Consider the following 18,642-nt stretch of genomic DNA (forward strand, 5'->3'; position numbering starts at 1 on the left):
TGAAAACGGTGTTGATGAAAATAAAGGCGGCTACTGCTTGAATATAAGCAGTAGCCGCCTCATGTGACTAATGGTATGCTACCAACCTATATCAGCTGGCAGGCGTCGATTTCCATTTCGCGCATTTTGCGGATGAACTCCTTGGGTTCGATGCGGTAGCGGCGGGAGTAGGTGTCCACGGTGAGGTGCTCGTGGGGCTCGGCAAACTTGATTTCGAGCTTCTTGGAGCCGGCGCAGCCTTCCACGGCCTCCATGAAGCGGTCCATGAAGGGCTCCGTGATGGTGCGTAGGTCCAGCTGCACGCGCACGCCGTTGGCGAGCTTCTCGGCCACGTTGAACAGCGGTTCCATGGTCAGAATCTTGAACTCGAACTGGTCGGAGTCGCGGAAACGCTGGGCATACTTGCCGCGGATGTACATGGGCGGCACCTGCTCCTTATCGTAGTTGCGGGGGTTGATGAGGTTGCTGAAGCGCGAGTAGTCGTCGCGGAACAAAGCCAGGTTCAGTGATGACTCGTAGTCTTCCACGCTGAACGACACGAAGGGCTGGCCGGTCTTGGTGGTTTTGAACATGACGTTGGAAATCAGGCCGGCTACCGTTACCTCGCGGTTTTTGTAGTTCTCCACCTTGTCCAGCCCGCAGGTGCAGTAAGAGTCGATTTCCAGCTTAAAGTCGTCGAGCGGATGGCCCGAGAGGTAAAAGCCTACCACTTCCTTTTCGCGGCGCAGCAGCTCGGTGGTGGGCCAGGGCTCCATGTCCTGCACTTTGGGCAACGGCATGGCCACGGCCCCGAAGGCCCCGCCGCCAAACAGGCTTTGCTGGGCGGAGTCCTGGTCGGCCTGGTACTGCTGGCCCATTTTTACGGCCTTGTCGATGAGGTTCTGGTCGCCGGCCGGGGCCTCCACAAACTGGCGGCGGTGGTACCGTTCAAACGAGTCAAACGCCCCCGAGAGGGCCAAGCTTTCAAACGTCTTCTTGTTCACGGCGCGCAGGTTCACGCGCTTGGAGAAGTCGAAAATATCGGTGTAGGGGCCTTTTTTGTCCCGCTCGGCCACAATGCTTTCAATGGCGGCCTCGCCCGCGCCCTTCACGGCGGCCATGCCGAAACGGATCTGGCCCTTTTCGTTTACGTTGAACTTGAGGATGGATTCGTTCACGTCGGGACCCAGTACGGGCACGCCTTGGCGGCGGGCTTCCTCAATGAAGAAGGTCACCTTCTTGATGTCCGACATGTTGTTGGTGAGTACGGCGGCCATGTACTCGGCGGGGTAGTTGGCTTTCAGATAACCAGTCTGATACGCTACCACCGAGTAGGCGGCGGAGTGGGAGCGGTTGAAGCCGTAGGCCGCAAACTTCTCCATCACGTCGAACACCTCGTTGGCTTTTTTGGCCTTGATGCCGTGCAGCTTTTCGGCGCCTTCGCAGAATTTCTCCCGCTCCTGGGCCATCTTCTTCATGTCCTTTTTACCCATGGCCCGGCGCAGCAAATCGGCCCCGCCCAGGGAGTAGCCGGCCAGAATCTGGGCCGTCTGCATGATCTGCTCCTGGTACACCATGATGCCCTGCGAGTAGTTCAGGATGGGCTCCAGCAGCTCGTGGGGGTAGTCGATTTCCTCGCGGCCGTGCTTGCGGTTGATGAAGTTCGGGATGAACTGCATGGGGCCCGGACGGTACAGGGCGTTCATGGCAATCAGGTCCTCAATGTTGGTAGGCTTGAGGTCCTTGAGGTACATGCGCATGCCCTCGCTCTCGAACTGGAACGTGCCGATGGTGTCGCCGCGCTGGTAGAGCTCGTAGGTTTTGGGGTCGTCGAGCGGAATGTCGTCGATGTTGATTTCGACGCCGTGGTTTTTCTTGATGAGCTCCAGGGCATCGACGATAATCGTCAGCGTCTTCAGCCCCAGGAAGTCCATCTTGAGCATCCCGGCACTCTCAATCACCTTGCCGTCAAACTGCGTCACCAGCAGGTCCGAGTCCTTGGAGGTGGAAACGGGGATGTACTTGGTAATGTCGTCGGGGGCGATGATGACGCCGGCAGCGTGGATGCCGGTGTTGCGCACCGAGCCTTCCAGCTTGTGGGCCAGGCGCAGAATCTGCCCGCGCAGGTTGTCCGGCGCCATATCGCGCAGGATATAGTCCAGCTCCGGGTTTTCGGCAAAGGCCCCGGCCAGGGTGGTACCGGGCTTTTCGGGCACCATCTTGGCCAGCTCGTTGGTCTGGGGCAGGGGCAGCTCCATGGCCCGGGCCACGTCCTTGATGCTGGACTTGGCGGCCATGGTGCCGAAGGTGATAATCTGGGCTACCTGCGTTTTGCCGTACTTATTTACCACGTAGTCAATGACTTTCTGACGGTTTACGTCGTCAAAGTCAATGTCGATATCGGGCATGGATACGCGTTCCGGGTTCAGGAAACGCTCGAACAGCAGGCTGTACTTGATGGGGTCGATGTTGGTGATACCCACGCAGTACGCCACGGCCGAACCCGCCGCCGAGCCCCGGCCCGGTCCCACGGCCACGCCCATGTCCCGGCCCTTGTTGATGAAGTCCTGGGTGATGAGGAAGTAGCCCGCAAAGCCCATCGTTTCAATAATGCGCAGCTCGTAATCTAGGCGCTCCTCAATTTCGGGCGTGCGCTCGGAGTAGCGGGGCGGCTTGGTCATCGTGACGATGCCCTTGCCGGCCGAGGGCCCGAATGCTCCCACGTAGGTCAGCTCGCGCAGAAACTCATCGGCGTTGGCGAAAGCCGAGGGAATGGGGAAGTTGGGGAGCAGAATGTCGCGCGCCAGCTTCGGGGGCGTGATTTTATCGACAATCTCGTTAGTGTTGTCCAGGCTTTCCGGCACATCCTGAAATAGACGGCCCATTTCCTCCTGGCTCTTGAAATAGAACTGGTCGTTGGGGAAACCGAAGCGGGAGCGGGGACGGGGCATCTGCGCTTCCTCGTCGATGCGCATGAGCTGGCGGCGTACCTGGTCATCGGAGCTGGCCAGGGGGCGCAGGTTGTCGAGGTGGTCGTAGAGCACCTTATTCTCGCCGGAAACCAGCCGGAAATACTTGGTTTGGAAGTCGCCCACCGGAATGCTGTGCTCCTCGCCGGTATTCACGCACAGCAGCAGATCATGGGGCGCAAAGTCCTCCTGATTCACGTAGTGCGAATCGTTGGTGGCAATGACCTTGACGTTGTACTTCCGGGCCCACTTCAGCAGAATCTGGTTCAGGTCCTCCTGACTTTTGCCGGTGTTGTCGATGTTCTCGATGCCGTGGCGCTGGATTTCGATGTAGTAATCCTCGCCAAACACATCCAGCCACCACCGCAGCTGCTTCTCGGCTTCTTCTTCCGATTTCCAGAGCAGCGCCTGCGGAATTTCGGCCCCGATGCAGCAGGAGGTGGCAATCAGGCCCTCGTGGTACTGCAGCAGCAGCTCCTTATCAATGCGGGGGTACTTGCTATACACGCCCTCAATAAAGCTCATGGAGCAGAGCTTGGCCAGGTTCTGGTAGCCGGCTTGGTCCTTGGCCAGCAGCAGCTGGTGGTGGCGCACATCCCGCTCGCCCTTTTCCCGGCTGAAGCTTTTCTTGTGGCGGTCCTCCACCAGGTAAAACTCGCAGCCCACAATGGGCTTCACGTTGTACTTATTGGCCTCGGCTACGAAGTTGAAGGCCCCGAACATATTGCCGTGGTCGGTGAGGGCTACGGCCGGCATACCGTCGGCCTGGGCCTTTTTCATCAGAGCTCCGATGCTGGCCTGACCATCGAGCAGGGAGTATTGGGTGTGGCAGTGCAGGTGCGAGAAAACGGGCATGGGCAAGCAGCTCCGCGCCGTTAGGGCCCGAAGCGGAAAGTAAAGTTACCCACGAATCCGCGGCCGGGAAAGAGTGCGCGGCAAGGGATTTTGGCGTATCATAAAAGAAAAGGACGGCTATATAGCCGTCCTCTTTTGAAGCATGCTGCCAGTGTAAACCCTGGACTATGCCTGTGCTTACCGGCCGCCTTCTACCACCAGCACTTCTCCGATTTTTACTGAGGGTTCTGTCTTATCGTTCCACTGCTGGAGCTGGGCGGGGGTGGTGTTGTACTGGCGGGCAATGCTGAACAGGGTTTCGCCCTTCTGCACCGTATGATGATGACCAGCTAAGCTGGTTTTCGGGGCTGCCGCGGCTTTGGCGGCGGGAGCGGTGGCCGGCTTGGCAGTAGCCGGGACGAGGCTGTTGGTGTTCGGCTGAGCTTTGGCCTTCGCAACTGCTGGCGCGGCGGGCATGGTTATGGTGCCCATGGGGGCAGCTGCTGGAGCTTTGGCCGCCACGGGCTTGGCCGTGCCCATGAAACCGGAGGCGTGCAGCCGCTCGGCCGCGGCCTGCAGCTCGGGGGTTTTGGCGGCGCGAGCGTCGAAGCCGGTGTATTGAGAGCTGCGCAGCAGCGTATTCAGCTCTACCTGCCAGGGCTGTTGGCGCAGCCGCTGGGCCAGGCGCAGCTGTTGGTCACGGGGCAGGCTGGCAGTATAATGGCTCAACCGTTGATTCAGCACCGGAATTTCCACCAGGGCGGCGTCAATCAGTTGGGCTGCTTTGGCATCATTGGGTTCGAAGTAGATGGCCCGGAGCCGCCGCACGCTGGTTTCCACCAACCCCGACATTACCCGCACGGAATCCTCGGAAAGAGTCTGGGCTGGAGTGGCTGGTTGAGGAGTAGTTTGTTGAGCCTGAGCGGAAAAAGAAGCCAGAAGGCCGGCCACAGCCAGCACTGAGGGCCAAAAAGGAAAGCGCATAAAAATGAGCCGGAAAGAAAACGGGATTAAAAACTAGTTGGCTGGCTTGATGAGCAGCACCTCGCCGGGCTTTACCGAGAAGTCCGGCTTATTATTCCACTCCATTATCTGCTTGATGGTAACGCCGTACTTGCGCGACACGCTGTACATCGTTTCGCCGGGTTGTACCGTGTGTTTCACCTCGGCCGGAGCCGCTACGGGAGTTGATACGGCTGGTTTGGCAGCGGCTGGGATGGGCTTAGCGCTGGCCGGAGCGGGTGCTGGTGCAGCCTCAGGGTTGGGGGCGGTAACCCGCAGCACCTGACCAATGCGCAGAGCCGGTTGTTGGGGCAGGTTGTTCCAGAGCACAATATCGGCCGGGCGCAGGGCGTAGCGGCGGGCTACGGAGTACAGATTTTCCTTGGGCTGAACTGTGTGCAGGCCGTTGGCCGGAACGGGTTCAACGGCTGCTGGCGGTGCTGCCGGGGCGGACACAGGAGTAGCCGGGCGCGGGGCTGGGGCCACAACCGGGGCCGGCGTGGGTGCCGGTGTGGCCGTAACTACCGGTGTAGTAGCGGCCGGAGCCGTTACCACGCGCGGAGCCGGAGCAGCCGGCCGGGGCGCGGGTTCCGGGGCTGGTTCCGCATCCGTGGGCTCGTCGGCAATGGGAGCGGAAGCTGGCAGGGACTTTTTGGGCAGGGGAGCAGCTGTTACCGGGGTCGGCGCGGGTACTGCCCGGACTGGTGCGGGGGGCAATTCGTTCAGGTTTTCGGTGTGCTCGTCGGTGGCGCTGTCGGGCTGCACTACCACGGTGGAATTGTCGTCCTCTACGGCATCCTCCAGTATCCGACTGGAGTTGGCCGTACCGCCCATGTAGGGTTCCGTATCGTCTTGCTTCTTTTTCTTTTCCGGCTGTTTGGCAGGTTGCGGGGTGGCCGCCGGTGCGGCACTGACCGGCTTTTCGAAGGCGGCCAAGGCTGCCGAGTTGCTACCGTCGGCATACTCCACGGGCACGTTTTTGGGGCGGGTGTGCTGCAACCACAGCACGCGGCCGGGGCGCAGCTCCTCGTTGCGGGCCATGCGGTTTTTGCTCCAGATGGCCTTCGCCCGGATGCCGTACTTCTGCGAAATGGTCACGACACTCTCGCCGGGCTGTGCGGCGTGATACTCCACGGCCGCTTTGTCGCGCTTCTTCTGCACGAAGTAGGGCTGTCCGGCCGTGATGTTATCGAAGGCGAACAGGTCGTTGAACTGCATGAACTTACGCAGCTTCACGCCGGCCCGCTTAGCTAGGCTTTCTTTCGTGTCGCCGGGCAGCGCAACCACCGCCTTCAGGCCATTCACGCGCACAAAGTCAGCGTTTTCGGGGTCGGGAGTGGGTTGGTTGAGGAGCTGACCGGCGGTGGCGTTTTTTTGCTGCGCGGCGAGGGCAGTGAGTTGAACCGGGTCGGTAATGGGCACCAGCATGGTGTACACCCGATCGGTGGGAACAGTAGGAGCCAGCAGCCAGCGGTTGTATTTCAGCAGGTCATCGGGGTTCTGCTGCATGGCCTGGGCCATAATGCTCAGGGGCTTGCCGGCCGGGGCCGGAAACTCCTGCAGCATCAGTGGGGGCTTGGTGTTAAGGCCAATAGCCGGCTCGAAGGCAATCTTGTGAGCCAGGAAGGTTAGAATGTACGGGTGCGTTTGCTCCGAAATTTCCATTTCGGCCGCCCCGGCATCGGTGGGCAGGGTATAGGGCTTGGTGCCGGTGAGGCCCAGGTTGTAGCTGAGCAGGGTGTTAGCCCAGTTCCGGAAGGTTTTGTTGTTGCGCAGCAGGTACTGGGCCGCGGCTTTCGAAGAAGCCGTAATGTGCTTGCGCTCATCCACCACTTCATTCATCAGCAGGCCAAAGTCGGCGGCCGATTCCCGCTTGAACTGCCAGTAGCCCACGGCGTCGTGAATGCTCTGGGCATCCCCCTGCAGGCCGCTTTCCTGCAGGGCCAGGAAGTGGAAGTCCAGCGGTAGGCCTTCCTGCTGAAATACCCGGTCGATGATGGGGAAGTAGGCGTCGGCCAGCACCACGCGGGCTTGGAAGGAAGCCGGATGGCGGCGCAGGGCATCAACTTTCTGCTGCAGGGCGGCCCGGCCACCATCGGTAAGGCGCAGGCGCAGGCCCGCTACGTTCAACTGGGCCGGTACTGGCACAGTTTGGGCCGCTACCAGAAGCGGCAGCAGCAGAAACACCAGCAGTATAACTCGTTTCATAAGCGGAAAAAGCAAACAAGCGGAGCCCTCGTGCGCGCTGATTTGCTTGGCCGGCCCCGTTAGCTTACAAAATAGCGGAAAAAAAGCCGGTGAATCGGCCTCTCTGCATCAAATGCAACAGAATGGTGGAATTGGTATAGTGCGACGCCCAAACAGTGGCAGTCATGGCCAGTGGCTAGAAAACTGTCATCCTGAGCCGAGCGAAGGACCTTACTACGGTGGAGCAATCTGTTCCACCGTAGTAAGGTCCTTCGCTCGGCTCAGGATGACAGTTTTCTAGCGCTAAATGCCAACAGGCTACATACCACCGCCGGGCGCAGGGCTGAAGCCACCGGGCGGCGGACCCCCACCGGGTTGCCCGAAACCACCGGAGCCGCGCCGCTCGGGGCGGCCTTCCTCGGAGCCAGGCAGCGCGTCGCCGCGGCTGCCGCCCGCGAAGCTGCGGATGTTGTAGGTGAACATCAGCATGAAGTAACGCTGCAGAATATTCGTTTGCACGTCCTCGGTATAGGCGGCGGCAATGTTACGCTGGATGCTGTTGTTCTGGCCCAGCAAATCAAAGCCGTACAGCTTGATTTCGGCCTGCTGTTTCTGACCCAGTTTCTTGCCCACCGAGGCATTCCACAGCACAAAGTTCTGATTATAGCCCGCCGAAAGACCCGAATACAGCTGGTGGTTCACATCCGACTGCACGGTGAGGCCTTTTACGATAATCCAGCTGAAACGCAGGGCCGTGTTCTGGCGGAAATACTGGCTGTTGAGCTGCTGGCGCAGGGTATTGCGCACGTAGCTCTGGCTGGAGTTGCTGCTCAGGGTGAAATCCAGCTGGGGGCTGATGTTGCTGCTCAGGGCCACGCCCAAGCCGGCCGTGGGCGTGCGGCTGTAGTTCAGCTCGCTGAACACCAGGCCCGGCGTCTGGGAGTAAGTGCCGCTGGCATTCACGTTCAGATTCGATTTGATAAAGGCCAGCGGCAGACTGTAGTTCACGAAGGAGCGGAGCGTGTACTGCTGGTTCAGGTTGACGGGCCGCGTCAGCTGTCCGCCGGCCGGAATGACCACGCCATCCACCGTAACCGGGGCGGTGCCGGCGTAAATGGTGTTGTTGGTGATGTAGTTGTTCACGTAGGAACCACCCAGCAGCGCAAAAAACGAGGTGGATTTTTCGGGCACAGCTGAGGAGTAGCGCACAAATACATTGTGGCGGGTTTCTTGGCGCAGGTTGGGGTTGCCGGTGGTGAGCTGCAGCGGGTTGGCGTTGTTTACCACCTCCTGCAGCTGGCTGATGCTGGGCGGGTTGGTGTTGGCCCGGTAGTTCAGGCGCAGGTTCTGCTGGCGCGAAAAATTGTAGCGCAGCTGGGCATTGGGCAGCACATTCACAAACGTGCGGCGAGTGAGGCCGGGCCGCGGAAACTCCTGGTCGGAGCGGAGCTGGGCGCTTTGCAGCGCCGCCCCCACCGACCATTGCAGCGCCTTATCCTGGAAGCGGTAGGTTACTTCGCCGGAGTTAGTCAGGTAGCGGCTTTTGAACACGCTGCTGAGCGTGTCGTTGAGGATGTTGTACTGCTGCTCGCCGGGCGAGAAATTATAGGTGCGCTTATCGGAGCTGTTGGGCGTGTAGTTGAGGGAGTACGCCAGCTGCAGAATGCTTTTCTGGCCCAGCGGCTCGGTGTAATTGGCGTTGCCGCTCCAAGCCCAGCCCGTCTGCGTCAGCTCCGAAAACTGGTTTAGACCGGTGCTGATGGGCTGGCCGTTGCGGAAAAACGTGGTGTTCGACAGCAGATTATTGTCGCCGTTTTTGTCGTTGTAGGTGGTGTTCACGCCCAGCGAGAAGGTGCGGCCCCGGCGCTGGAACCGGTGCCGGTACAGCAACTGGTTGGCGGCCGTAATGCCCGTGAGGGCCGAGCGGAACGAGCTGTTGTTAGCGCCCTGGTCGGTGTTGGCCGCCTCGGGGCTTACCAGAAACGTGTTACCGTTGAGCAGGCTGTTGCCGGTATTGCGCTGCACCGACAGGCTGGGCCGCCACAGCAGCGAGTTCAGCGAGTCGAATTTGTGCTCCACCCGCAGGTTGAAGCGGTTGTTGATGTTGCGGCTGGTGTTCAGGGCCAGCTCGTTGTAGCGTAGGTCCTGGGTCTGACCGGCCGGGGCCACGTAGCGGCGCAGCAGGTTGGTGCGGCTGGTGTTGTCGCTCAGGTTGAAGAAATAGCTGCCCTGCACCTCGGTTTTGGTACCCCAGGTGTCGGAGTAGTTCAGGCCCAGGGCGTGGGTTTTGCTGATGCCGCCCTGCTGACTCACCAGAAAGTCGCCGGAGTTGTTGCCCCCGCCGCCCTGCGCGCCGCCGCCTACCCGGCCGCCGCCCTGGCCCCGCTGGCCCTGGCCGCCTCCGCCGCCCTGGCGCGAAGCCCCCACCACGCCCAGCAAATCCTCGGTGCCGAAGTTCTGCTCGTTCACGTTGTTGCTCTGGGCCACGATGGAAAACCGCTGCTTGCCTTTAAACACGTTCAGGTTGCCGCTGAGGCGGTACCGGTCGTCCTGCGGGCCGTAGCCAGCCAGCACCCGCCCGAACTTACCGTTGCGGAAGCTGGGCTTGGTGACGATGTTGATGGTTTTCTGCTGGTTGCCGTCGTCGAAACCCGTGAACTGGCTCTGGTCCGAGGACCGGTCGTACACCTGAATCTTGTCGATTACCTCGGCCGGAATGTTCTTGAGCACGGCGTCGGGGTCGTTGCCGAAAAACTCCTTGCCATCCACCAGCACTCGCTGCACCTGTTCGCCCTGAGCCTGCACCTTGCCGGTGCCGGGGTCCACCGTTACGCCGGGCATTTTGGTGATGAGGTCCTGGGCGTTGGCGTCGGGGTTGGTTTTGTAGGAGCCGGCGTTGAACTGGGCCGTGTCGCCTTTCTGCACGGCGGCGGCGGCTTTGCCCACCACTTCCACGCCCTTCAGGGCAATGCCGCCCCCGGTCTGCAGCGTGAGGCTGCCCAGGTTCAGCGGCTGGCCACTCACCTCCACTGTGCGCCGCAGATTCTGGTAACCCAGAAACGACACTGTAAGCACGTAACGCCCGGCTGGCACGCCCGGCACGGTAAAGGAGCCATCCGCGTCCACGGCCGCGCCGCGCTTGGTGGAGTCCGGTATCTGGGTGAGCAGCACGTTGGCCCCAATCAGCGGCGACTGGTCTTTGCCATCCAGCACCCGGCCGGATACGGTGGTCTGGGCCTGCGCCGCGCCCGATAGCGTGGTCAGCAGCACAAGTAACAGGAGGAAATTTCTCAGCATTCGTCGGAAGGAATAGACTACAGGGGCAATAGACGCAAAACCGGGCGCGGCGTTTAGCTTTTGCCACCCGCCGTGCCCGGAAAAACCGATGAACCGCCGTAAATCATCCGCTGAAGCGGCGGATTCTATCTTTTGCGCACCAGAAATAATCCGTCGCGCAGGGGCAGGAACACGTTTTCCACCCGCTCGTCGGCCTGTACTTTATCGTTGAACGCCCGCACCGCGTGGGTGTCTTTGTCAGAGGGCTTCACGGGGTACCCGTTCAGCACCTTGCCGCCCCACAGCACGTTGTCAATCAGCAGAAACCCGCCGGGGCGCACCTGAGGCAGCACCAGCTCGTAGTACGCGTCGTTGTTGATTTTGTCTGCGTCGATGAACACCAGGTCCCAGGTTTCGGCCAAAGTGGGCACAATATCCCGAGCGTTGCCGATGTGCAGCTGAATGCGGCTTTCCGCGCTGGCCTCCCGTACGTAGCGCCGGATGCGGCTTTCCAGCTCGGGGTTCTGCTCCACGGTATGCAGCACGCCATCCGCCGCCATGCCCTCGGCCAAGCACAACGCCGAGTAGCCCGTGAACGTGCCCAGCTCCAGCACCCGGCGCGGCCGGATCATGTGGCTCACCATACTCAGCAGCCGGCCCTGGGCGTGGCCGCTGAGCATGCGGGCGTGCAGCAGCTGCACGTGGGTTTCACGGTTGAGGCGGGCCAGCAGTGGGCTTTCGAGTGTGGTGTGGTGGTCGGCGTAAAGCTGGGCGTCGTCGGGGGAGTACATCAGGCAAAGGTAAAACGGTCATTCCGAGCGAAGCGAGAAATCGGGAATTGACGCTGTTCAGGAAATCGTAGGAATAAACAGGGCGTCATGCAGAGGCGCAGCCGAAGCATCTCGCGTGCTGACGTTACAAGAGTAATTCGGACGTCAGCACGCGAGATGCTTCGGCTGCGCCTCTGCATGACGTGCATTTACCTAAAAAGCCGGGTTTATGGTAAGCCTGAACTTTCCGGTAAAGGAATGAAGATTTTATAGTCGCCCAGCCACACAAAACAACACCACCGTGAGGGTTATGTACCCTACGATATGCCAGCCCGAAATGGAGGGGGCATTGGCATCATGCAGATAATATGAGCGGGCCCCACGACGGTAACGGAAGGCCAGGAAAAGAGCGTTAGTGAACGGTAATAGCTCGAAAAAGTACTGAAAAAGCGCCTTCGGGTATGCATAGACACGATGCAACAGGATTGCCAGCGTTAATTCATTTAGTAAGAGTAGTGCGGATACTATAAATACAATACTCAGCATATTTGGGCGACGCTGATAGAGTGCCACAAACAGTGCGTCCAGGTATTTCATGGAGCTAAGTTTACATAAGGCTCCAGCCGAAACTTCCACACCCGGAAGCCCGATTTGCCCGGCTCGTACACGGCATCCACCACGTGGTACAACCCCTCATAGCGGTAGCCACGGCCGGTTTCGTCGTCGATTTTACGAAAGACGCGCACCGGCCGGCCGGTTTCCAGGCTGCGGTGCAGCATTAGGTTGCGGCCGGTCATTTCCTGGTGAGTGGTCTGCCGGCCGGTGCGCGGGTTGCGGCCGCCGCTGCCGGAGTAGATGATAACGGCTTCCTGAAAATCGTCGTCCTCGTACTGATCGGCCAGGATGATGGACTCGGCCCCTTCCGCCTCCGACCCGCTCACGCCCGTGCGCGGCGGCCGGTGCAGCCCCGCCCGACTCAGCGCCAGCCGGTTCTCCAGCACGTCGCCGGGCCGGTAGTAGCTGATATGACCGAAAACGGGCAAGCGGTGAGGTGGTGAAATGGTGATTTAGTGAGTTAGTGAATTGGTGAGTGTCATTGCGAGGCATGTGGCGCATCAAGCCAGTGTCCGAAGCAATCCGTCCTACTCAGGGCGCAAAACCCGGAAGACCTGAAAAACCCCGGCGTCAGGAGCTTTTGGATAGGTCGGAGTTGGAAGCGTGGTGAAGGATGGATTGCTTCGCTCTGCTCGCAATGACGGGGGCTATTTTACCTTTTTGACCTTCTCTTCTGGTAAGTATTGCAGGATGCTCAGATTGTCGTCCGTCAGGATGTCGTTGGCCAGTTCCAGCAGTTGGGGGGCGGTGATGCGGCGCACCTGGTCGAAGATTTCGTTGATGCTTTCGACCCGGCCGATGTCGAGGGTGCTTTTGGCCAGCAGCTGCATCAGCCCACCGTTGCTTTCCTCGGCCATGGCCAGCTGGCCCATCAGTTGCTCCTTGGAGGTGTGCAGCTGCGAGGTGCCCAGGGCCCGCTCCCGCAGCTTCTTCAACTCCTTCTGCACCAAGGAAACCGTGCGGTTTACCTGCTTTTTCTCGGTGCCGAAGTAGATGCCGAACAGCCCCGTATCGGTGTACGGCGAGTAAGTAGCGTCGATGGTGTACACCAAGCCGTACTTCTCGCGCACGGCCAGGTTGAGACGGGAGTTCATGCCGGGGCCGCCCAGCAGGTTGCTCAGCAGGAAAAACGGAATCCGCCGCTCGTCGTGCAAAGCGTAGGCCGGGCCGCCGATGAGGCAGTGGGCCTGCGTAATGGGCTTGCGCTCCACACGCTCCAGGCGCTGGTAGCCGCTGAACGAGAGCCGGGGCCGCGCGCCTAGCCGGGCGGGCAGCGGGGCCAGAAACTTATCGGCCAGCCGCTTCACTTCCTTGAAAGGCAGGTTGCTCACCGAGCTGAACACCAGCCGGTCGGTGCGCACGTTTTCCTGCAGGAACTGGTAAAAATCGGCCTGCTGGAAGCCCGAGACACTCTCGCGGGTGCCCAGGATGTTGTGGCCCAGCGAGTGGCGGGCAAATACCACGTCGTCGAAGTCGTCGATGATGGCGTCCTCGGGGGCGTCGTGGTACATGGCCATTTCCTCCAGAATCACCCCGCGCTCCTTCTCAATCTCCTTCTCGGGGAACACCGAGTTGAAAGTCAGGTCGGTCAGCAGCTCGAAGGCCCGCTCGAAGTGGGTGCTGAGCAGAGAGGCGTAAAAGCAGATTTTCTCTTTGGTGGTGTAGGCGTTCAGCTCACCGCCCACGGTTTCGAGGCGGTTGAGAATGTGGAAGCTCTTGCGCTTCTCGGTGCCTTTGAAGGCCATGTGCTCCCAGAAGTGCGCCAGACCCAGCTGGTGCGGCTTCTCGTCGCGGGAGCCAATGTCGAGCAGGAAGCCGCAGTGGGCAATTTTGGTGTGCAGAACTTGCTTATGCAGAACCCGGATGCCGTTGGGCAACTCGTACAGGTCGTAATCAGACATTTGGTAGGGTCTTGGGGTCGTGGGGCTTTGGGAACCTGCTTGCAACGGCCAGTCCCGGCCCCGGCCCGATATAACCACGCAGGGTGGCATGTAGTTGCAAAGGTACGTCACTCATTCACCGCTTCCGCCAGTACGGCCAGCAGCTGCTGCGTGCGGATGCCGTGGGCGCAGCGGAAGTGGCCGAGGGGGCAGGCTTTATAGCCGTGCAAACCGCAGGGGCGACACTCCAGGTCTTCCTTAATTTCTACGATGCGCGAAAACGAGCTCAGCGGCCCGAACCCGAAAAACGGGACCGTGGAGCAATACACGGCGCATACCGGCGCGCCCACGGCCGAGCACAGGTGCATGGGGGCCGAGTCGTTTACGTAGTTCAGCACCGCCCCGCGCATGAGAGCCGCCGAGGCCAGCAACGACAACTTGCCCGACAGATTCACCACGCCCGGTCGCTGCGTGCGCTCCAGCAACTGCTGGCAGGCGGCCGTATCGGGCGGGCCGCCCAGCAGATATACGGTGTACTGAGGTGGTAGCGCTGCCAGCAGCTTTAGCCACTCTTCCTCCGGAAACTGCTTGGTGAACCACACTGAAGTAGGCGCGATGCAGAGATAGGGGCCCGCGGCGGCGTAATGGGCGGCAGCGGCTTCATCCTGCGGAGTAGGGTAGAGGCGGGGCGGTACTACCGGGCCTTCATAAGCGGGGTTGAGCAGGTGCAGGTTGCGAGACACCTCGTGCAGACCCGCCGCCACTGTGTGCGGTACGGCCCGCGTAAACCGGAACGAAAGCGGATTCTTATTAAACCCAATACGCTCTGGTGCTCCCGAAAAAGCCGTTAGGAAACCCGTGCTGGCAAAGCGCTGCAGCGTAACCACGCGGCCGTACTTCGTCTGCCGGATATTCTGCAGCAACTGCCAGAGGCCACCGTACTTATTTGTCTTTTTGTCCCAGATGAGTACCCGCCGCACGTGCGGGTGGCCCTTGATCAGTCCCTCATTCCCTTTGCGCACCAGAAAATCCACCGGCGTAGCAGGCTCTGTGCGGTGCAGATACTCCAGCAGCGCCGTGGCCAGAATCACGTCGCCGATGAAGGCAGTCTGAATCAACAGGATGGCGGGCGGAGTGGCAGATTCGGGCATAGTGCAATATCAGACTACAAAGATACCGGTTCAGCGCAGGCTTGCCACCTTTTCGTCTAATTAGCGGTGCCAATTCGGCTGGATGCGGCCAGGCGGGCACTCCTGGTACGCTGGTTGCCGGAAGCCGCGCGCTTCTGCCTAACTTGCCCCGGCCGCTTCGGCGGCTTCCACTGGTTTCCGTTTGTGCCACCCATTTTGCTTTCCGCCCATGCGCTACGGCTCTATTTCGCCCGATCTGTTTACTGAAAACCGCCGCCGCTTCCGCGAGCAGCTGCCGGCCGCCTCGCTGGCCATCTTCCACTCCAACGACATCATGCCGACCAATGCCGACGGCACGATGGCCTTTCGCCAGAATAACGACCTGTTCTACCTCTCGGGCGTGGATCAGGAAGAAAGCATCCTGGTCATCTTTCCCGATGCCGTGCTGCCCCAGCACCGTGAAATCCTGTTTCTGAAGGAAACCAGCGAGCATATTCTGGTCTGGGAAGGTTACAAGCTCACCAAGGACGAGGCGCGCCAGCAGTCGGGTATCCCCACTATCATGTGGCTGGACTCCTTTAAGAGCGTGCTGCCGGCCCTGATGAACGAAGCCGAAAACGTATACCTCAACTCCAACGAGCACATCCGGGCCGTGGTGGAGGTGGAAACCCGCGACGCCCGCTTCATCAAGTGGATCAAGGAGGCTTACCCCTTGCACCAGTACCGCCGGGTGGCCCGCATCATGCACCAGCTGCGCGCCATCAAGAGCCCCGAGGAAATCCGGCTGATGCAGCGCGCCGCCGACATCACCGAAAAGGCCTTCCGCCGCCTGCTGGGCTTTGTGAAGCCGGGCGTGATGGAGTACGAAATCGAGGCCGAAATCTTCCACGAGTTTCTGCGCAATGCCTCGCGGGGCCCGGCCTACGGCAGCATCATTGCCAGCGGGGCCAATGCCTGCATTCTGCATTACGTGAGCAACGACCGGGAGTGCAAGGACGGCGACGTGCTGCTGATGGACTTTGGAGCCGAGTACGCCAACTACGCCGCCGACCTTTCCCGCTCCATTCCGGTAAACGGCACCTTCACCAAGCGTCAGCGCGAGGTGTACGAGGCCGTGCTCAACGTAATGAAGTTTGCCACGGCCCGCTTGGTGCCCGGTGGCAACATTGAGGAGTACCATGCCGCCGTGGGCCGGCACATGGAGCAGCAGCTCATCAAGCTGGGCCTGTTGAATGAGCAGGACGTGCGCAACCAGAACCCCGCCGCCCCGCTTTATAAAAAGTATTTCATGCACGGCACCAGCCACTACCTGGGCCTCGATGTGCACGATGTGGGCTTTAAGTACCGCACCTTCGAGCCAGGCATGGTGTACACCGTGGAACCGGGTATTTACATCCGGGAAGAAGGCCTGGGCATCCGCCTCGAAAACGACATCCTCATCACCAAAACCGGCAACGAGGACCTGATGAAGAATATCCCGCTGGAAGCCGCCGATATCGAACGCCTGATGCAGCAGCGGTAACGGGCCGCCCAGTCACAAAATCATTTAAAAACCCCTCTGCTCCGGCTGGAACAGAGGGGTTTTTGCATTTTTTTTCGCCCCCGGCTTTGGGTTTGACTTCTGCCGCAGAGGAACCCGTCATGTGCCGGAAATTATAACGCTAATCAAGTATATAACGTATTGAATATGTAATAATTGCGGCAAAATGCTTCGGCTGGAAAACGGCCTGTTAGCGGGGCCCGGACAACTTTATTTTCGTAGGAAAGGTATAGGCGGGTAGTTCGGAGCCAGGCCGGTAAATGGCCTTTTGCTTCCACCCAAGCCATTTCTTCCACCTAATTTCGCCCTCATGAGACACCTTTTAGCAACCTCAACGGCCCTGGGTCTGACGCTTCTGGCGGCGGCCCCGCGGGCTCAGGCCCAGACGGCCGACCGGAAGACGGCCATCGGCCTGAACGTAAGCGCCATGCAGTACAAGGGCAACTTCGGCTCTGACTTCTGGAAGTGGGGCGAAAACAAGTACGCTCCCGGCATCACCTTCAGCCGCTACCTCTCGCAAGGCGTGGATCTGCAGCTGAGCGGCAACTACGTAGAGTTTAAGAAGACGGCTCCGGCCGGTGCTCCTCTGTTCGGCAGCAACTTCGCTACCAACGTGGTAAACGTGAACCTGGGCCTGAAATTCAAGGCGTTCAAGGATGAGTCGCGGATCCGGCCCTACCTGCTGGCTGCACCGGGCTGGACCTACACCAGCCGCGAAGGCACTATCAACCGCAACGGCCAGTCTATCCGTACCGACGAGGATAAGAGCTACTTCGACCTGTTCGGGGCCGCTGGTATCGACTTCCGCCTGGGTGAAGCGGTAACGCTGTTCGTGCAAACCGGCCAGCACATTCCGCTGAACGCCAACATTGACGGTGACCCTGCGCGCGACGGTAATAAGATTGACGACCGGTACCTGCAGCACACCGTGGGCCTAAACATTGCCCTTGGTAAAGCCAAAGACACAGACGGCGACGGTGTATCTGACCGCAAAGACAAGTGCCCCGATACGCCCAGCGGTGTAGCCGTTGACGAAAACGGTTGCCCCCTCGACGGCGACAAAGACGGTGTGCCAGACTACCAGGATCAGTGTCCCACCGAAGCCGGTACCGCTGCCATGCAAGGCTGCCCCGACCGTGACGGTGACGGTGTAGCTGACAAAGATGACCAGTGCCCCGACCAGGCTGGTGTTGCTGCTCTGCGCGGCTGCCCCGATGCCGACGGTGACGGTGTGGCCGACAGCGCCGATAAGTGCCCCGACACCCCCAAAGGCACCCAGGTAGATGCCAACGGCTGCCCGCTGGTAGTGGACGCCGACGGTGACGGTATTCCGGATTCGGCTGACAAATGCCCCGATACCCCCCGTGGTGCCAAGGTAGATGCCAACGGCTGCCCCATGGAAATTGATCCGGGTGTGCGCAAACTGGAGCAACCCATCCGCTTCGAAACCAACAGCACCGTTATCAAGCGCACTTCCTACGGCACGCTCGATAAAATGACCAAGGCGCTGAAAGACCACCCTGAGTACAGCCTGCGCGTAATCGGCCACGCCGACTCCCGTGGTACCGACGAGTACAACCAGGGCCTCTCGGAGCGCCGGGCCGGCTCGGTGAAACGCTACTTCACCGGCAAGCAGGTGGACCCCGCCCGCATCGTAACGGAAGGCCGTGGCGAATCGGAGCCCGCTGCTCCAAACACCTCCGCCGCCGGTATGTCGCAGAACCGTCGGGTAGAATTCAAATTTGAATTCTTCATCCCTAATGCTCCCCAGCCCTAAGCGAGTGGAGTAACCAACCGAAAAAAGCGGCGTACCAGTTGGTGCGCCGCTTTTTTTGTAAGCTTGTTTGTCTCATTTCTCTCCATTCTCTCTCCCCGCAAACCTCTATGAAACTTCGTTCCGCATCCTATCTGCTGGCTGTTGTGCTGTTGCTATTGGCCAGCTGCCGCGCCAGCGGCCCCGGTACACCCGCCCGCACCGTGGCTGAGTTTTTCAATAAGTATGAAAATCGCTCCGGCTTTAAAGCTACCGATTGGAATGCCGGTCTGGCCACCCGCTTTATCCTGGGCCGCGTGGCCAAAATCGGGGGTGACAACGATGTGAGCCAGGCCCTCACGTCCATTCGTACGGCTCGTATTCTCACGTTTACCCCCACCTCCGGCAGTGCCCGCGACCTGGTGGCGGAAGGTCTCAACAAGGAAGTGGATGGCCTGCTGGCAAATGAGCGGTACACGCCCCTGGCTACCGTCAACTCCGATATGCCCAACCAGTTGCGCTACTCCGTGCGGGAGCAGGGCGGCAAAATCACGGAGCTGGTAGCTGTGGGCAAGCAGGAAACTACCGATTCGTTTGTGCTGATGGCGGTGTCCGGCAGCTTCACCCGCGAGCAGGTAACGGCCCTGAGCAAAATTCTCCCCAACGTAATCAGCGGCGTAAACTAGCTTCGCGCTGCTGCTGAAACA

The 18,642-nt window shown here is 60.1% G+C and carries 12 protein-coding genes; 3 read left to right on the top strand and 9 right to left on the bottom strand.

Translation table 11 applies throughout. The annotated features are described in order from the left end of the window. Nucleotides 1-86: 86 nt before the first annotated feature. The 9 genes from dnaE to EI291_RS03620 form a co-directional block, all read right to left on the bottom strand. Nucleotides 87-3,803 carry a DNA polymerase III subunit alpha gene (gene dnaE / locus EI291_RS03580; protein ID WP_125418027.1) on the bottom strand — a complete coding sequence of 1,239 codons (3,717 nt, stop codon included), beginning with the start codon at nt 3,801-3,803 and terminating at the stop codon, nt 87-89. Between the two features lie 177 nt (nt 3,804-3,980). After that, entirely contained in the window at nt 3,981-4,766 is a 786-nt protein-coding gene (locus EI291_RS03585) for a LysM peptidoglycan-binding domain-containing protein (RefSeq protein WP_125418029.1), read from the bottom strand. A gap of 33 nt (nt 4,767-4,799) precedes the next feature. After that, a complete protein-coding gene (locus EI291_RS03590; RefSeq protein ID WP_125418031.1) occupies nt 4,800-6,992 on the bottom strand; it encodes a LysM peptidoglycan-binding domain-containing protein in 2,193 nt (730 codons plus the stop codon). Nucleotides 6,993-7,289: 297 nt separating this feature from the next. Then, nucleotides 7,290-10,268, bottom strand: a complete 2,979-nt coding sequence (locus tag EI291_RS03595) for a TonB-dependent receptor (protein ID WP_125418033.1) — start codon at nt 10,266-10,268, stop codon at nt 7,290-7,292. Between the two features lie 125 nt (nt 10,269-10,393). Beyond that, entirely contained in the window at nt 10,394-11,038 is a 645-nt protein-coding gene (locus EI291_RS03600) for an O-methyltransferase (protein ID WP_205701558.1), read from the bottom strand. 246 nt (nt 11,039-11,284) lie between these two features. Continuing rightward, entirely contained in the window at nt 11,285-11,614 is a 330-nt protein-coding gene (locus EI291_RS03605; protein WP_125418037.1) for a hypothetical protein, read from the bottom strand. Continuing rightward, complete coding sequence (locus EI291_RS03610; protein ID WP_240635351.1) at nt 11,611-12,060, bottom strand: YDG/SRA domain-containing protein; 450 nt, start codon at nt 12,058-12,060, stop codon at nt 11,611-11,613. The genes EI291_RS03605 and EI291_RS03610 overlap by 4 nt, the downstream gene beginning before the upstream one ends. Before the next feature lie 219 nt (nt 12,061-12,279). Further along, nucleotides 12,280-13,533 carry a M16 family metallopeptidase gene (locus tag EI291_RS03615; protein WP_125418041.1) on the bottom strand — a complete coding sequence of 418 codons (1,254 nt, stop codon included), beginning with the start codon at nt 13,531-13,533 and terminating at the stop codon, nt 12,280-12,282. Nucleotides 13,534-13,640: 107 nt separating this feature from the next. Further along, nucleotides 13,641-14,663: a glycosyltransferase family 9 protein gene (locus tag EI291_RS03620; RefSeq protein WP_125418043.1), complete on the bottom strand. Its 1,023-nt coding sequence runs from the start codon at nt 14,661-14,663 to the stop codon at nt 13,641-13,643. Between the two features lie 208 nt (nt 14,664-14,871). Between EI291_RS03620 and EI291_RS03625 the strand changes: the two genes are divergently transcribed. From EI291_RS03625 to EI291_RS03635, 3 genes are all read left to right on the top strand, one after another. Beyond that, a complete protein-coding gene (locus tag EI291_RS03625) occupies nt 14,872-16,164 on the top strand; it encodes an aminopeptidase P N-terminal domain-containing protein (RefSeq protein WP_125418045.1) in 1,293 nt (430 codons plus the stop codon). Between the two features lie 328 nt (nt 16,165-16,492). Next, nucleotides 16,493-17,959 (top strand): OmpA family protein, encoded by a 1,467-nt coding sequence (locus EI291_RS23395; RefSeq protein WP_125418047.1) that lies wholly within the window; start codon nt 16,493-16,495, stop codon nt 17,957-17,959. Between the two features lie 107 nt (nt 17,960-18,066). After that, the gene (locus tag EI291_RS03635; protein ID WP_125418049.1) at nt 18,067-18,621 is read left to right on the top strand and encodes a DUF4252 domain-containing protein; all 555 of its coding nucleotides are present in this window, start codon (nt 18,067-18,069) and stop codon (nt 18,619-18,621) included. Nucleotides 18,622-18,642 lie beyond the last annotated feature (21 nt).

It is taken from the genome of Hymenobacter rigui, assembly GCF_003944715.1.
GTDB lineage: Bacteria > Bacteroidota > Bacteroidia > Cytophagales > Hymenobacteraceae > Hymenobacter > Hymenobacter rigui.

What these genes read in the sequence shown, in the direction of transcription:
- EI291_RS03605 (WP_125418037.1), bottom strand. Translation starts at nt 11,614, where the DNA reads ATGAAATACCTGGACGCACTGTTTGTGGCACTCTATCAGCGTCGCCCA.
- dnaE (WP_125418027.1), bottom strand. Translation starts at nt 3,803, where the DNA reads ATGCCCGTTTTCTCGCACCTGCACTGCCACACCCAATACTCCCTGCTC.
- EI291_RS03595 (WP_125418033.1), bottom strand. Translation starts at nt 10,268, where the DNA reads ATGCTGAGAAATTTCCTCCTGTTACTTGTGCTGCTGACCACGCTATCG.
- EI291_RS03620 (WP_125418043.1), bottom strand. Translation starts at nt 14,663, where the DNA reads ATGCCCGAATCTGCCACTCCGCCCGCCATCCTGTTGATTCAGACTGCC.
- EI291_RS23395 (WP_125418047.1), top strand. Translation starts at nt 16,493, where the DNA reads ATGAGACACCTTTTAGCAACCTCAACGGCCCTGGGTCTGACGCTTCTG.
- EI291_RS03615 (WP_125418041.1), bottom strand. Translation starts at nt 13,533, where the DNA reads ATGTCTGATTACGACCTGTACGAGTTGCCCAACGGCATCCGGGTTCTG.
- EI291_RS03635 (WP_125418049.1), top strand. Translation starts at nt 18,067, where the DNA reads ATGAAACTTCGTTCCGCATCCTATCTGCTGGCTGTTGTGCTGTTGCTA.
- EI291_RS03625 (WP_125418045.1), top strand. Translation starts at nt 14,872, where the DNA reads ATGCGCTACGGCTCTATTTCGCCCGATCTGTTTACTGAAAACCGCCGC.
- EI291_RS03600 (WP_205701558.1), bottom strand. Translation starts at nt 11,038, where the DNA reads ATGTACTCCCCCGACGACGCCCAGCTTTACGCCGACCACCACACCACA.
- EI291_RS03590 (WP_125418031.1), bottom strand. Translation starts at nt 6,992, where the DNA reads ATGAAACGAGTTATACTGCTGGTGTTTCTGCTGCTGCCGCTTCTGGTA.
- EI291_RS03585 (WP_125418029.1), bottom strand. Translation starts at nt 4,766, where the DNA reads ATGCGCTTTCCTTTTTGGCCCTCAGTGCTGGCTGTGGCCGGCCTTCTG.